Raw genomic sequence first — 15,321 nt, 5'->3', positions numbered from 1 at the left:
AGGGTGTCCGGGGTGGGGTGCGGGGCCTCGTCCGGGTGCGGGAATGCGTCCGGGTACGGCGCTACGTCGTCGTACGGCGCGTCGTCGTACGGCCGGTCAGCGGCGTCGGGCAGCGGCTCGCTCTCGTGCGGCCCCGCGTCCGGGTACGGGAGCCGGTCGTCGTAAGGGGGCTCGTCCTCGTAGCGGGGCTCGTCCTCGTAGGGCGGGATCTCGTCGTACGGCGGCTCGTCGTCCTCGGGGGGTGGGGGCCACTCCGGGTCGCTGTAGGTGTCGGCGGGGCCGGTGGCGGGCGGGTGGGCGGGGAGGGTGTCCAGGGGGGCGGGGACCGTCGCGGCGGCGGCGCGGCGGCGGGCGAGGGCCGCCTCGTCCAGCGGCAGGGGCCAGGCCTGGTCGGCGGTGGCGCGGTGCAGGGCGGGGTTCTCCTCGCCCTCCTCGGGTGCGTCGGCCCAGACCTCGATCTCGCCGTGCCCGGCGGCGCAGTGCTCGTACAGGGCGAGGAGGAAGTCGGACGGGCCGCGCGGCTTCTTCTGGGTGGGCCCCCACCAGTGGCCGGAGCCGAGGAGCAGGGAGCGGGGGCGGGTGAAGGTGACGTAGCCGAGGCGGAGTTCCTCGGTGTGCTGGTGGTCCTTCATGGCCTCGTGGAAGGCCTTCAGGCCGCGCGCGTCCCAGCTGTCGACGTCGGGCAGGGTGTCGGCGTCGCCGCGCAGGGCGTGCGGCAGGACCTTGGCCTGCGCGGTCCATTTCTCGCGGCCCTGGCTGCTGGGGAAGGTGCCGGTGACGAGGCCGGGGACGGCGACGACGTCCCATTCCAGGCCCTTGGACTTGTGTGCGGTGAGGACCTTGACGGTGTTCTCGCCGCCGGGGAGGGCGTTGTCGAGGCCTTTCTCGTACTGGGCGGCGGTGCGCAGGAACGCGAGGAAGGCCAGCAGGGTCGCCTCGTTGTCGCTCGCGGCGAAGGAGGCGGCGACGTCGAGGAAGTTGGACAGGGTCTCGCGGCGGCGTGCGGCGAGCGCGTGCGGGGACGCGGACAGTTCCACCTCCAGGCCGGTCACGGCGAGGACGCGGTGCAGGACGTCCATGAGGGGGTCGGCGAGGGAGCGGCGCAGGTCGCGGAGTTCGGCGGCGAGGCGGGCGAAGCGCACGCGCGCGTCGGGCGAGAAGGGCAGCCCGTCGTCGTCGCCGGTGCCGTCCAGCGGGGTCTCCAGGAAGGTGTCGAGGGCGTCGGCGAGGGAGATCACCTCGGCCGGGTCGACGCCTTCGACGGCCGCGGCGAGCCGGCGGTCGGGGTCGTCGTCGCCGTCCACGCGCGCGTGGGAGACGAGCAGCCGGGCGCGGCGGCCCAAAAGGGCGAGGTCGCGGGGGCCGATGCGCCAGCGGGGGCCGGTGAGGAGGCGGACGAGGGCGGCGTTGGCGCCGGGGTCCTGGAGGACTTCGCAGACGGCGACGAGGTCGGCGACCTCGGGCAGGTGGAGCAGGCCGGAGAGGCCGACGACCTCGACGGGGATGTCGCGGGCGACGAGGGCGCCCTGGATCTCGGCGAAGTCGCCTGCGGTGCGGCACAGGACGGCGATCTCGCCGGGTGCCGTGCCGGTGTGCACGAGGTGGGCGATGGAGTCGGCGATCCAGCCGATCTCCTCGGCGTGCGTGGGCAGGAGGGCGCAGCGCACCAGGCCGTCGCGTTCGGCGCCGGGGGCGGGGCGGAGTGCCTCCACGCCCGCGTGCATGGCGCGCAGCGGTGCGGCGAGCCCGTTGGCGAGGTCGAGGAGCCGGCCGCCGCTGCGGCGGTTCTCGCTGAGCGCCCGGCGGTCGGCGGGGCGGCCGTCGGTGTGCGGGAAGTGTTCGGGGAAGTCGTCGAGGTTGGCGACGGAGGCGCCGCGCCAGCCGTAGATGGCCTGGCAGGGGTCGCCGACGGCGGTGACGGGGTGGCCGGTGCCGCCGCCGAACAGGCCGGAGAGCAGGATGCGCTGGGCGACGGAGGTGTCCTGGTACTCGTCGAGGAGGACGACGCGGAACTCGTCACGCAGCAGGCGGCCGACTTCGGGCAGTTGTGCGAGTTGTGCGGCGAGGGCGATCTGGTCGCCGAAGTCGAGCAGGTCGCGTTCGCGTTTGGCCGCGCGGTAGCGCACCACCAGGTCGGCGAGTTCGCGGCGGGCCGCGGCCGTCTCGGGGACTTTGCGCAGGTCGGCGTTGGTGAGTTCGGCGGTGCGCAGTCGCAGCAGCAGCTCGGCGTCGTGTGTGCGGAGCGCCTGGGGTCGTACGAGGTGTTCGGACAGTTCGGCGTCGAGTGCGAGGAGGTCGCTGACGAGGTCGGGGAAGGAGCGGGTGAGGGCCGGGTAGGGGCCGGGGGCTTCGCGCAGGACGCGGGCGGCGAGCTGGTAGCGGCTGGCGTCGGCGAGGAGGCGGGCGGTGGGTTCCAGGCCGATGCGCAGGCCGTGGTCTGTGAGGAGACGGCCGGCGAAGGCGTGGTAGGTGGAGATGACGGGTTCGCCGGGCGGGTCGTCCGGGTCGATGGCGTCGGGGTCGGTGACGCCGGCTTTGACGAGTGCCCTGCGGACGCGGTCGGCGAGCTCTCCGGCGGCCTTGTTGGTGAAGGTCAGGCCGAGGACCTGTTCGGGGGCGACCTGGCCGGTGCCGACCAGCCACACCACGCGTGCAGCCATCACGGTGGTCTTGCCGGAGCCGGCTCCGGCCACGATCACCTGCGGGGCGGGAGGCGCGGTGATGCAGGCCGTCTGCTCCGGGGTGAACGGGATGCCGAGCAGCTCTTTGAGCTGCTCGGGGTCGGTGATGCGGGCGGGCACATCGGAGAGGCTAGCGGCGGCCACTGACAGCGCCGGCCCACATCACCGGGCGGTAGGGAAGACTCGCAGGTCAGCGGGGGTGGTGCGGTGCGTCACAGGCGCCCTGTGGCTGTCGGGGCGGCGGCTGCGGGGGCCGGTCACTCGACGACGTGCCGTCCCTCGGGGCGGGCGCTGCACGAGGCGCGGAACGCGCAGTGGGTGCAGTGCTGGCCGGCGCTGGGGGTGAACCGCTCGTCGAGGACCTTGCCCGCGGCCGTGGCGAGCAGTTCGCCGACCCACTCCCCTTCCAGGGGCTGCTGGGTCTGGATCTTCGGCAGGCTGTCGCCGCCGTCGCGCTTGGCGGCACCCTGCCGCAGGTGGACGAGTTCGGCGCCGCCCGGCTCGGGGCGCGTCCCGTCGAAGGCGGCGTCGACGGCGCCTTCGCGCACGGCGAGCTGGTAGACGGCGAGCTGCGGGTGGCGGGCCACGTCGGCGGCGCTGGGGGCCTGTTTGCCGGTCTTGAAGTCGACGACGTAGGCGCGGCCGTCGCGGTCGGCTTCGACGCGGTCCATCTGGCCGCGGATGCGTACGGCGTAGTCGCCGGCCTCCAGGGTGACGTCGAAGTCGTGTTCGCTGGCGACGGGGGTGCGGCCGGCGCGGTCCATGACATGCCACCGCAGGAAGCGTTCCAGCGCCACGCGCGCGTTCTGCTTCTCCTGCTCGGACTTCCACGGCGCGTCGAAGGCGAGCGCGTTCCACACGGAGTCCAGGCGTTCCATCAGCACGTCGAGATCGGCGGGGGTGTGACCCGAGGCGACCTCGTCGGCGAGGACGTGGACGACGTTGCCGAAGCCCTGCGCGGCGGTCGCGGGGGTGTCGGCCTTGACCTCGCGGCCGAGGAACCACTGCAGGGCGCAGGTGTTGGCGAGCTGGTCGAGGGCGCTGCCGGACAGCACGACGGGCTGGTCACGGTCGCGCAGCGGCACCTTGGACTCGGTCGGGTCCCACATGCCCCACCAGCGGTAGGGGTGCGCGGACGGCACGAGGGGGCGGCCGTCCTCGTCGGTGAGCGCGGCGAGCCGGGCGAGTCGGCGGGCCGCGGCTTCCCGGAGCCCGGCGGAGGCGCGGGGGTCGACGGTGGTGGCGCGCAGCTCGGCGACGAGCGCCGCGACGGACAGGGGGCGGCGCGGGCGGCCGGTGACGTCCCTGGGTTCGACGCCCAGTTCGGTGAGGAAGCGGGAGGGCTGGTCGCCGTCGTCGGCGGGGGCCTTCACCGCGGTGACGACGAGCCGTTCACGCGCGCGTGTGGCGGCGACGTAGAACAGGCGGCGTTCCTCGGCGAGGAGCGCGCCGGGGGTGAGCGGCTGGGCGAGGCCGTCGCGCCCGATGCGGTCGGCCTCCAGCAGGGAGCCGCGGCGACGCAGGTCGGGCCAGAGGCCTTCCTGGACGCCCGCGACGACGACCAGCCGCCACTCCAGGCCCTTGGAGCGGTGCGCGGTCATCAGGCGGACCGCGTCGGGGCGTACCGCGCGCCGGGTGAGCGTGTCGGCGGCGATGTCCTCGGCCTCGATCTCGGCGAGGAAGTTGAGGGCGCCGCGCCCTCCGGTGCGCTCCTCCGCGCGCGCGGCCGTCGCGAACAGTGCGCACACCGCGTCCAGGTCCCGGTCGGCGTTGCGGCCCGCCGCGCCGCCGCGCCGTGCCGCCCGCTCCAGACGCGCGGGCCAGGGCGTGCCCTCCCACAGGTCCCACAGCGCCTCCTCGGCGGTGCCGCCGCCCGCGAGACGCTCACGGGCCTTGCGCAGCAGCGCGCCGAGGCGTTGCGCCCCGCGCGCGTACGCCGGGTCGTGCACCGCGAGGCGCTCCGGTTCGGCCAGCGCGCGGGCCAGGAGTTCGTCCGAGGGAGGCGGGAGCGGGTTGCCGGCGGCCCGCTCCTCGTCGCGCAGCGCCCGTCCGAGGCGCCGCAGATCGGCGGCGTCCATCCCGCCCAGGGGGGACGCGAGGAGGGTGAGGGCGGTCTCCGTGTCCAGCCAGCAGTCCCCGGCGGCGGGGGCGGAGGCGTCACGGGGGGTGCCGTCGTGGGGTACGGCGGGTCGCGGGCCGTCGCCTTCGGGTACAGCGGGCCGCGGGCCGTCGCCTTCGGGCACGCCGATCCCCGGGCCGTCGCCGTCGGGTACGCCGATCCCCGGGCCGACGCCTTCGGCTACAGCGGGTCGCGAGCCGTCGCCTTCGGGTACGCCGATCCCCGGGCCGACGCCTTCGGCTACAGCGGGTCGCGAGCCGTCGCCTTCGGGTACGCCGATCCCCGGGCCGTCGCCTTCGGGCACGGCGCTCCGCAGCCCGTCGCCGCCGGGCACGGCGACCGGCAGGCCGTCGTCGCCGTCGGGTACGGCGCCCTGCGCGCCGGCACCGCCGGGTACGTCACCCCGCGGGCCACCGGCCACGGCGGCGCCCTCGGTGGCACCGTCGCCGGACCGCTCCCCCGCCTCCGCGGTGGCGACCGCGCGCAGTGCCGTCAGCAGGGGCGCGACGGCGGGTTCGTGCCGCAGGGGCAGGTCGTCGCCGTCGATGTCGAGGGGGACGCCGGCGGCGGTGAGGGCTCGGCGGACCGTGGGGATCGTGCGGGAGCCGGCCCGCACCAGGACGGCCATGTCGCTCCAGGGCACGCCGTCCTCCAGGTGCGCCCTGCGGAGGATGTCGGCGATGTTGTCCAGCTCGGTGCCGGGTGTCGGGTACGTGTACACCTCGACGCGTCCCCCCTCGCGGACGGGGGTGAGGTCGCGGTGGGCGCGGACCTTGTCGGCGGGGAGGCGGGTCAGCGGCATGCGCTGGGTGACGAGCCGGGTGGCGGCCAGCAGGGCGGCCGAGGAGCGCCGGGAGACCCGCAGCACCTCGACGGGCGCGGGCCGGCCGTCCGCGCGCGGGAAGGTCTGCGGGAAGTCCAGGATGCCGTTGACGTCGGCGCCGCGGAACGCGTAGATCGACTGGTCGGGGTCGCCGAAGGCGACGAGGGTGCGGCCGTCGCCGGCCAGGGCGCGCAGCAGCCGGACCTGGGCGGGGTCGGTGTCCTGGTACTCGTCGACGTACACGGCGTCGTACTGTCCGGCGAGCCGGGCGGCGGCCTCGGGTCGGGCGGTGAGCAGGACCGCGCGGTGGACCAGTTCGGCGTAGTCGAGGACGCCCTGGAGGTCGAGGACGTCGAGGTACTCGGCGAGGAACGCCGCGGCGGCGCCCCAGTCGGGCCGTCCGATACGGCGGGCGAAGGCGGCCAGGGCGTCCGGGGCGAGGCCCAGTTCGCGGCTGCGGGCGAGGACGGCGCGCACCTCGTCGGCGAAGCCGCGGGTGGTCAGGCAGGCGCGCAGCTCGTCGGGCCAGCGCACGTGCGCGAGGCCGAGCCGTTCCAGGTCGATCTCGCCGGCGAGCAGCTCGCGGACGGTGACGTCCTGTTCGGGGCCGGACAGCAGCCGCAGCGGCTCGGCGAACAGGGTGCTGTCCTGGTGGGCGCGGACCAGGGCGTAGCAGAACGAGTGGAAGGTGGTCGCCTGGGGGGCGCGGGAGGCTCCCATGCGCAGGGCCATGCGGTCGCGCAGTTCCACGGCGGCCTTGCGGCTGAAGGTCAGGACGAGGATCCGCGCGGGGTCGCCGCCGCGGGCGATGCGGGCGGCCACGGACTCGACGAGGGTGGTCGTCTTGCCGGTGCCGGGGCCGGCCAGGACCAGCAGCGGGCCGGTGGTGTGGTCAACCACGGTGCGCTGGGCGGCGTCCAGACGAGGGGGATGCACGCGGGCAGGCGGGGTACGGACCAGTCGGTAAGCGCCACGGTTCCCCTGCCGCATCCGGGGGTGCGGCAGGCGCCTGGTGGAGGAAGAGGAGCTCACGTGGTTCGCCGGTCCTGGTGGGTGTACGGGTGGGGTCGCCGCCGCGCGTGTCCGGGGGTGGCGGCGGGATGAGAGGGGTGTGCGCGGCAGACGCTACGCCGCGGGCCGAGGCGGAAGCAGGGCTTCCCCTTCTTCCCTTCCGGCGCTGGTGCCACGACTGCCCCTCGCCTCACGAACGTACGTCATCGCGCACACGTGCCCCGATTCCCCCGTCCGGATCACCTGTCGCACAGGGATGCGGACGATGCCGGAAGCTGTCAGGTGTGACCCTGCGCGTGCCCGCCGCCGTCCCACCGAGCCCGCCGCATGTCGAGGCGCGGCAGATGCCCCTCGGTGGTCCGGCCGGCCTCCTTCAAGGGGGTGCCCTCCTCGCGGTAGTGGCCGAGCGCGCGCAGTTCGTGTCCGGGCAGCAGCACCCCGTCCGCGCGGACCACACGCCACCACGGCACGGCACCGCCGTACAGCGCCATCACCCGGCCGACCTGCCGCGGACCGCCCTCCCCCAGCCACTCGGCGACGTCCCCGTACGTCAGGACCCGCCCGGGCGGAATGCTCTCGGCGACCTCCAGCACCCGCTCGGCGTACTCCGGCAGCGCGTCGGCGTGCTCGGCGCGGGCGTCGGCGTGCTCGGCGCGGGCGTCGGCGTGCTCGGCGCGGGCGTCGTCCGGAAGGCTCTGCTCGCTCATTCGCCCCATCCTGCACCACCCCACCGACACCGCGACGATTCCGTTACGGTGCGTGACTCCCGTTACGAGGGGTGCGTCCGGCAGACTGTCCGCCCCCGCGTTTGCACCCTGATGCCCCTGTGTGTCGGTGCGACATGCCACCATCGTGCGGGCGGTGACCGGTGATACGAGATCAAGAAGAGACGATGAAGCAGCAGGGTGTGCACCCCACAGACGCGGAGGGCACCTCTGGCGCTGCGTCGCGCCCGGGCACCGGCGGGCGGCGCGGATCCGGCCGGGGCACCCCCGGTGACGAGGGCCGCGACGACACCGCGAAGGCCGACGTGACGCACATCGACGAGGTGGAGGGCGACGAACCGCTGCTCCCCGCGCGCGTGCACCGCCCGTCCGACCTGATGCGGCTGCTGGTGGGCCTGCTGGCCATCGCCGTCCTGCTGGGGCTCGCCGCCTTCGCGCACGGCACGACGTCCGGCCTCGAACAGGACATCAACAAGGGCACCGGCCAGGCACCCGACCTCCTCATCAAGATCGCCGGTCTGGCGTCGAGCATCGCGATCCTGCTGGTACCGGTTGCGTTCGCGATCGAACGGCTGATCAAGCGGGACGGGCTGCGCATCGCCGACGGTGTGCTCGCCGCCGTCCTCGCCCACGGTGTGACACTCGCCACCGACCTATGGGTGGCCAAGGCCGCCCCCGACTCGATCCAGGAGGCGCTGACCCAGCCATCCCCCGGCGACATCCACGCCCTGACCGACCCGGTGCACGGCTATCTCGCCCCGGTGATCGCGTACATGACCGCCGTCGGCATGTCCCGCAGACCGCGCTGGCGGGCGGTGCTGTGGATCGTGCTGCTGCTCGACGCCTTCTCCATGCTGGTCACCGGCTACACCACACCGTTCTCGATCATCCTGACGGTGCTGATCGGCTGGTCGGTGGCGTACGGCACCCTCTACGCGGTCGGCTCCCCCAACGTGCGCCCCACCGGCCGGACCCTCATGGCGGGCCTGCGGACGGTCGGCTTCCGCCCGGTCAGCGCGGCCCGCGAGGACACCGCCGAGGCCGAGACCCCCGACCGCGGGCGGCGCTACTTCGTCACCCTGGAGGACGGCCCGCCGCTCGACGTCACCGTCGTCGACCGCGAGCAGCAGGCGCAGGGCTTCTTCTACCGGGCGTGGCGCAACCTCACCCTGCGCGGCTTCGCCACCCGGCGCAGCCTGCAGTCCCTGCGCCAGGCCCTGGAGCAGGAGGCGCTGCTCGCCTACGCGGCGATCGCCGCGGGCGCCAACGCGCCGAAGCTGATCGCCACCTCCGAGCTCGGCCCGGACGCCGTGATGCTGGTGTACGAGCACACCGGCGGACGCACCCTGGACTCCCTGCCGGACGAGGAGATCACCGACGAGCTGCTGCGCAGCACCTGGGAACAGGTGCGAGCGCTCCAGTCGCGGCGCATCGCGCACCGCAGGCTGGCCGGTGACGCGATTCTGGTGGATCGTTCCGGCAAGGTGATCCTCACGGACCTGCGCGGCGGTGAGATCGCCGCCGGTGACCTGCTGCTGCGCATGGACATCGCGCAGCTGGTCACCACGCTCGCGCTGCGGGTGGGCGCCGAGCGCGCGGTCGCCTCGGCGGTCGGCGTGCTCGGTCCCGATGCCGTCGCCGACTGTCTGCCGATGCTCCAGCCGATCGCGCTGACCCGCACCACGCGCGCGACGCTGCGCCGGCTGGCCCGGGAGCGCGCCCAACGGGAGCGGGAGGCGGTCCTGGAGGCCTCACGGCAGGCGAAGCTGGCCCGCGCCGAGGCGGCGGGCGACGACGCGGAGCCCGTACCGGAGAAGGCCGGCAAGAAGGCCGAACGGGCGGAGGCGCGGGCCGAGAAGCGGGCTCTGGACGAGGCGCTGGAAGAGGCGCGCGAGGAGGATCCGCTGACGCAGATCCGCCACGAGGTGCTGCGGATCCGGCCCCAGGCGCCCGTCGAACCGGCCCGTCTGGAGCGGGTGCGGCCCCGCACGCTGATCAGTTTCATCGCCGGCGCGATCGGCGCGTACTTCCTGCTGACGCAGCTCACCCACATCGAGTTCGGCCCGCTCATCTCCAACGCGGAGTGGGGCTGGGTGGCGGCGGCGGTGCTGTTCTCCGCTCTGAGCTATGTCGCCGCCGCGATGAGCCTGCTGGGGTTCGTGCCGGAGCGGGTGCCGTTCCCGCGGACGGTCGCCGCCCAGGTCGCCGGGTCGTTCGTGAAGATCGTGGCGCCCGCCGCGGTCGGCGGCGTCGCCCTGAACACGCGCTTCCTGCAGCGCGCCGGTGTGCGGCCGGGGCTCGCCGTGGCCAGCGTCGGTGCCTCGCAGCTGTTCGGGCTGGGCTGTCACATCCTGATGCTGCTGTCCTTCGGCTACCTCACCGGCACCGAGAAGACACCGTCGCTGTCGCCGTCCCGCACGGTCATCGCCGGCCTGCTGACGGTGGCGGTGCTCGTGCTGGTGGTCACCTCGGTGCCGTTCCTGCGGAAATTCGTCGTCACGCGCGTGCGCTCACTGTTCGCCGGTGTCGTCCCGCGCATGCTGGACGTGCTCCAGAGGCCGCAGAAGCTGGTGACCGGCATCGGCGGCATGCTGCTGCTCACGGCCTGCTTCGTGATGTGCCTGGACGCCTCCATCCGCGCCTTCGGCGACCCGTCCCAGTCGATCAGCATCGCCAGCGTCGCCGTTGTCTTCCTCGCGGGCAACGCGCTCGGCTCGGCCGCGCCGACCCCGGGCGGTGTGGGAGCCGTCGAGGCGACCCTCACCGTCGGTCTGATCGCCGTGGGGCTGCCCAAGGAGGTCGCCGCGCCGGCCGTGCTGCTGTTCCGGCTGCTGACGCTGTGGCTGCCCGTGCTGCCTGGCTGGCTCGCCTTCAACCATCTGACCCGCAAGGGCGCCCTGTAGCGGCCCGGCGCACGCGGTGCCGCGCCCTGTCCCCCTCCACAGGCGCGTGCCCCCGTGCGGACCTGCGGTGTCGTACCCCGGACGGCCCGTGTCCCGCGCGCACGGGCGGGCGCGGGCGCACGATGGAGGCATGCCCAACCCCTCCCGGCTGCGCGCCGCTGCCCTCACCGTCTCCGCCGTCCTGCTGTCGTCCGTCCTGGCGGGATGCGGCGACGACGCCAAGGCGGACGAGGATCTGACGGCCCAGGAGCTGAGCTGGAAGGACTGCCCGGCGCCCTCGGCGGCGGAAGGCGGAGGCTCCGCGCCCTCCCCACTGCCGGACGGCGCGCGGTGGCAGTGCGCCACCATGAAGGCGCCGCTGGACTGGGACGACCCGAAGGGCGACACGATCGATCTCGCGCTGATCAGGGCGAAGACCAGCGGGGACAAGAGCCGCCGTATCGGCTCGCTCATCTTCAACTTCGGCGGCCCCGGCGGCTCCGGCGTCACCACGCTGCCCGCGTTCGGCGAGGACTACGAGACCCTGCGCACCCGCTACGACCTGGTCAGCTTCGATCCGCGCGGCGTGGGCCGCAGCGCACCCGTCGAGTGCGAGGACGACCAACAGCTCGACGCCTACTTCCAGCAGGACGCCACCCCGGACGACGCCGCCGAACGCACCGCTCTGCTGAAGAACACCCGGCAGTTCAACGAGGCCTGCGAGAAGAACTCCGAGCGGATCCTGCCGCATGTGCGCACCACGGACGCCGCCCGCGACCTGGACCTGATGCGGCAGGTCCTCGGCGACGACAAGCTGTACTACTTCGGCATCTCCTACGGCACCGAACTCGGCGGGGTGTACGCCCACCTGTTCCCGAAGAGGGTGGGCCGTGCCGTGTTCGACGCGGTCGTCGACCCCACGCAGGACCCGGAGCAGGGTTCCCTCGGCCAGGCGAAGGGCTTCCAGCTGGCGCTCGACAACTATGCCGAGGACTGCACGTCCCAGGAGGAGCTGTGCCCCGTCGGGGACTCGCCGCAGGACGTCAAGGACCGCATCGCCCAGCTGCTGGAGGACCTCGACCGCAAGCCCATCCCTGGCATCCTCCCCCGTCAGCTGACCCAGACCGCCGCGACCAGCGGCATCGCGCAGGCCCTGTACTCGAAGGACTTCTGGCCGTACCTCACCGAGGGACTGCAGGACGCCTACGACGGCGACGGCAGGATCCTCATGTCCCTGGCGGACTCCATGAACGGCCGCAACGAGAACGGCGAGTACAGCAACATCAGCGCCGCCAACATCGCCATCAACTGCGCCGACGACAAGCCCCGCTACGACGCCGCGTACGTCGAGCGGAAGCTGCCCGAGTTCCGGGCCGCGTCCCCGCTGTTCGGCGACTTCCTCGCCTGGGGCATGATCAGCTGCACGGCCTGGGCCGTCCCCGGCGCCGCCGACCACCCCGATGTGAGCGCCCCGGGCGCCGCGCCGATCCTGGTCGTGGGCAACACCGGCGACCCGGCCACCCCGTACGAGGGGGCGCACCGGATGGTGGAGGCGCTCGGCAAGGGCGTCGGGGTGGAGCTGACGTACAAGGGGCAGGGGCACGGCGCGTACGACAGCAAGAACAAGTGCGTGCAGAGCGCGGTGAACGGCTACCTGCTGGATGGGAAGGTTCCGCCCGCCGGGACCGTCTGCTCCTGACGCCGCTCCCCCGGACCGGCCCGACCGCACCGATGAATGCGCAGGTCAGAGGGTTATCCACAGGCCTCGACGGGCGGGATCGTGATCGGCATACCATGGCCTCACCGCCGTCCGGTGCCCGAAGCGGACGGCTCACGAGGGGGGAGAAGGCACATGGCGCGTGTGGCTCGGTGGGCGGTGCTCGGCACCGCCGCGGCACTGCTGGTCGCGGGATGCACGGGGGGATCGTCGTCCGACGACGGCAAGAAGGGCGCCGAGGGCCCAAGGGCCGCCACGCCGTCGGGGGCCTCGTCGTCCCTGCCCGCGTCGCTGACCTCGCAGAAGCTCGACTGGGGGCGGTGCAGGGCCACCGACGGCTCTCCCGCCCCGGGCAGCGAGTGGCAGTGCGCCACGCTCAAGGCGCCCCTGGACTGGTCCGACCCGGGCGGGAAGACGATCGAGCTGTCCCTGATCCGCTCGAAGGCCACCGGCGACGACCGCATCGGTTCGCTGCTGTTCAACTTCGGCGGCCCCGGCGGCTCCGGCGTGGACACCATGCCGGCGTACGCACCGCTGGTGTCGTCCCTGCACGAGCGGTACGACCTGGTCAGCTGGGACCCGCGCGGCGTCGGCGGCAGCGAGGGCGTGCGCTGCCGTCCCGACCGGGAGATCCAGGCGGCGGAGACCATCGACGCCACCCCCGACACCCCGGCCGAGGAGGCGGCGTATCTGAACGACGCCACCGACTTCGGCAAGGACTGCCAGAAGGCCGCGGGCGAGCTGATGAAGCATGTGTCCACGACGGACACCGCCCGCGACATGGACCTGATGCGGCAGGTCCTCGGCGATGCGAAGACGCACTACTTCGGCATCTCGTACGGCACCGAACTCGGCGGTGTCTACGCCCACCTGTTCCCGAAGAACGTGGGCCGGCTGGTGCTGGACGCGGTAGTCGACCCCAGCGCGGACACGGTCGGCCACGCCGAGAACCAGGCCCGCGGTTTCCAGCGCGCGCTGGAGGACTACCTGAAGTCCACCGGCCAGGACCCGAAGGAGGGCACCCGCGAGATCGCGGCCCTGCTGAAGCGGCTGGACGCCGAGCCGCTGGAGACGGCCTCCGGCCGCAAGCTGACGGAGACGCTCGCCCTCACCGGCATCGTCCTGCCCCTGTACAGCCAGGACAGCTGGCCGACGCTGACGAGCGCGCTGGACGCGGCACGGGACGGCGACGGCACGGAACTGCTGGCCCTCGCCGACGGCTACAACGACCGGGACGACTCCGGGCACTACGGCACGGCGTCCCACTCCCAGCGGCTCATATCGTGCCTGGACGACAAGGAGCGGCCGACGCCGGAGGAGACCAAGCGACGGCTGCCCGAGTTCGAGAAGATCTCGCCGGTCTTCGGGCCGTTCCTCGGCTGGGACTCGGCCGGCTGGTGCCACGACTGGCCGGTGCCGGGCCAGTTCGAGACGCCGGAGGTCAGCGCGCCGGGCGCGGCACCGGTGCTGGTGGTCGGCAACACCGGCGACCCGGCCACGCCGTACGAGGGTGCCCGCAGGATGGCGGACGAGCTGGGCAAGGGTGTCGGTGTGCTGCTCACCTGGAAGGGCGAGGGGCACGGGGCCTACGGCAGCGGCAGCGACTGCGTGGACTCCACGGTGGACGCCTATCTGCTGAAGGGCGAGGTGCCGCAGGACGGCAAGGTCTGCTCCTGACGGTCCCGGCCCGGCTCCCGGCACACGTGCTGCCGGGAGCCGGCCGGACCACGGGCCGCTGCGGGCCGGCGGCTGCGGGCCCGTCAGAAGATGCCCTGGCCCGGGGTCAGCAGACCGCGCGGGTCGTACCGCCGCTTGGCGCGGACCAGTTGCGGCCAGGCGTCACCGAAGTGGGTGCGCCAGTCGCGGCGGTCGAACGGGATGCTGCCGACGGGGTACTGGGTGCCGCCGACCGCGACGGCGGCCTCGTAGGCGGCGCGGTTCGCGACCAGGCGGCGCTCGATCGTGGCGGTGTCGTCGGGTGCGACCGCCGGCAGGACGTCGAACAGGAACGGCATCGGGTCGTCGGGCGCCCGGAACAGCGGCGCGGTGAGGCGCTCACGGCGCAGCGGGTACAACTGGATCACACCGGGGCCGAGTTCGGCCGGGGTGAGTTCGGCGAGGACGGGCGCGCTGATGGCGACTGCGGCGTCGCTCGGCAGGATCAGGTTCAGCCAGGGGTGGACCCAGGTCCAGAAACCGCCCGCCTTCAGGGAGGCGATCAGCGGGGCCAGCCGGTTCAGGAAGTCGAAGTACGACAGGTCGGCCGTCTCGGCGTGAGTGTGCCGCAGCCCGCGCAGCAGAGCCCGGTCGTTCGGGGCGGGGCCGACCGGCGGGCCGTAGGCGACGGCTTCCAGGGTGTGGACGCGGAAGGCGCCGCCGGAGTCGGCGGAGATCTGCCCGCCGACGTAGGCGAAGCGGTCGTCCTCGAGGAGGCGGCACTCGTCCTCGACGAACGTCTCCAGGTCGTCGTAGGTCAGGGTGTAGTGGCGGACCGTACGCGGGGCACGTACCAGGCGCAGAGTGGCCTCGACGATGACGCCGCACTGGCCGAGGCCGGCGAGGACCGCGTGGAAGAGGTCGGGCTGCCGGGTCGGCGAGCAGCGCACCAGCTCGCCCGAGCCGGTCACCACCTTCAGCTCGGTGACGTTGTCGACCTGGACGCCGTGGCGGTGGCCCTGTCCGCCGATGCCGCCGACGGAGAGGGTGCCGCCGACGGACAGTTCGATGTAGTCGGTGAAGACGGGCGGCGTGAGTCCGTGGACGAGGGTCGCCCTGGCCACGTCGCTCCACTTGGCACCGGCCCCGACGGTGACGGTGGCCTGGTGCGGCTTGACCGGGCCGATCGCGGCGAGCGTGCCGGTCTCGATGACGAGGCCGCCCTGTACCTGCGCCTGACCGTGGGTCTGGTGTCCCTCGCCGCGGGGCGCGACCGGCAGACAGTGCTCGTTGCAGAACCGGATCATGGCGACGACGTCCCGGACGGACCCCGGCCGCAGTACGGCCCTGGGGCGCCGGTGCACGAGGTGCCCGTAGTCCTCGGCCGCGGCGGCGAGCGAGGCGGCATCGGTGAACAGTGTGCCGTCCAGTCGCGGCACCTTGGCGAGTCCGGCACCTGTGCCTTCGGCGGCCCAGCTGCGGGTGGCGGGGTCGAACCCGATCACGGCGGCTCCGGTGACCGCCAGGCCCCGCAGGACGGTACGTCTGGAAGGTGTGCCAGGCATACGAACCACTCCCCCCTAGAGGTTGTCCCGTAACTGCTGGTCAGAGGTGAGATGATTTTGCTGTGGCTGGTGTGATCACGGCGTCGGAGCCCTCCTGGATAGGTCCGTTCACCGGGCTGAGCCCGCGGCAGTTCAACAAGCT

At 73.5% G+C, this 15,321-nt stretch carries 7 protein-coding genes and 1 pseudogene; 4 read left to right on the top strand and 4 right to left on the bottom strand.

The features are described from left to right. The 3 genes from MTQ10_RS18090 to MTQ10_RS18080 form a co-directional block, all read right to left on the bottom strand. Window positions 1-2,801 (bottom strand): ATP-dependent helicase (locus MTQ10_RS18090; RefSeq protein ID WP_247469346.1); only part of this gene is annotated, 2,801 nt, incomplete at its 3' end. 137 nt (window positions 2,802-2,938) lie between these two features. Continuing rightward, complete coding sequence (locus MTQ10_RS18085; protein ID WP_247469347.1) at window positions 2,939-6,613, bottom strand: UvrD-helicase domain-containing protein; 3,675 nt, start codon at window positions 6,611-6,613, stop codon at window positions 2,939-2,941. 299 nt (window positions 6,614-6,912) lie between these two features. Then, window positions 6,913-7,341 (bottom strand): MGMT family protein, encoded by a 429-nt coding sequence (locus tag MTQ10_RS18080; RefSeq protein ID WP_374117629.1) that lies wholly within the window; start codon window positions 7,339-7,341, stop codon window positions 6,913-6,915. A gap of 185 nt (window positions 7,342-7,526) precedes the next feature. Between MTQ10_RS18080 and MTQ10_RS18075 the strand changes: the two genes are divergently transcribed. The 3 genes from MTQ10_RS18075 (at window position 7,527) to MTQ10_RS18065 (ending at window position 13,635) form a co-directional block, all read left to right on the top strand. Then, the gene (locus MTQ10_RS18075) at window positions 7,527-10,262 is read left to right on the top strand and encodes a lysylphosphatidylglycerol synthase transmembrane domain-containing protein (RefSeq protein WP_247469341.1); all 2,736 of its coding nucleotides are present in this window, start codon (window positions 7,527-7,529) and stop codon (window positions 10,260-10,262) included. Window positions 10,263-10,392: 130 nt separating this feature from the next. Continuing rightward, window positions 10,393-11,940, top strand: coding sequence for an alpha/beta hydrolase (locus MTQ10_RS18070; protein ID WP_247469339.1), 1,548 nt, complete (start codon window positions 10,393-10,395; stop codon window positions 11,938-11,940). A gap of 153 nt (window positions 11,941-12,093) precedes the next feature. Continuing rightward, window positions 12,094-13,635 carry an alpha/beta hydrolase gene (locus MTQ10_RS18065; protein ID WP_247469337.1) on the top strand — a complete coding sequence of 514 codons (1,542 nt, stop codon included), beginning with the start codon at window positions 12,094-12,096 and terminating at the stop codon, window positions 13,633-13,635. 83 nt (window positions 13,636-13,718) lie between these two features. On the opposite strand, the gene MTQ10_RS18060 is transcribed toward MTQ10_RS18065, so the two are convergent. Further along, window positions 13,719-15,179 (bottom strand): FAD-binding protein, encoded by a 1,461-nt coding sequence (locus MTQ10_RS18060; protein WP_247469336.1) that lies wholly within the window; start codon window positions 15,177-15,179, stop codon window positions 13,719-13,721. A 62-nt stretch (window positions 15,180-15,241) separates the two neighbouring features. Here MTQ10_RS18060 and MTQ10_RS18055 point away from each other — a divergent pair. Continuing rightward, a pseudogene (locus MTQ10_RS18055) lies at window positions 15,242-15,321 on the top strand (IS5/IS1182 family transposase); the annotation flags it as partial.

The organism is Streptomyces sp. XM83C (assembly GCF_023072675.1).
Classification (GTDB): Bacteria; Actinomycetota; Actinomycetes; order Streptomycetales; family Streptomycetaceae; genus Streptomyces; species Streptomyces thermocoprophilus.
The sequence above is the reverse complement of the archived record's forward strand: the minus strand, read 5'-3'. Positions and strand labels throughout refer to the sequence as shown.

What these genes read in the sequence shown, in the direction of transcription:
- MTQ10_RS18070 (WP_247469339.1), top strand. Translation starts at nt 10,393, where the DNA reads ATGCCCAACCCCTCCCGGCTGCGCGCCGCTGCCCTCACCGTCTCCGCC.
- MTQ10_RS18075 (WP_247469341.1), top strand. Translation starts at nt 7,527, where the DNA reads ATGAAGCAGCAGGGTGTGCACCCCACAGACGCGGAGGGCACCTCTGGC.
- MTQ10_RS18060 (WP_247469336.1), bottom strand. Translation starts at nt 15,179, where the DNA reads ATGCCTGGCACACCTTCCAGACGTACCGTCCTGCGGGGCCTGGCGGTC.
- MTQ10_RS18080 (WP_374117629.1), bottom strand. Translation starts at nt 7,341, where the DNA reads ATGAGCGAGCAGAGCCTTCCGGACGACGCCCGCGCCGAGCACGCCGAC.
- MTQ10_RS18085 (WP_247469347.1), bottom strand. Translation starts at nt 6,613, where the DNA reads ATGCGGCAGGGGAACCGTGGCGCTTACCGACTGGTCCGTACCCCGCCT.
- MTQ10_RS18065 (WP_247469337.1), top strand. Translation starts at nt 12,094, where the DNA reads ATGGCGCGTGTGGCTCGGTGGGCGGTGCTCGGCACCGCCGCGGCACTG.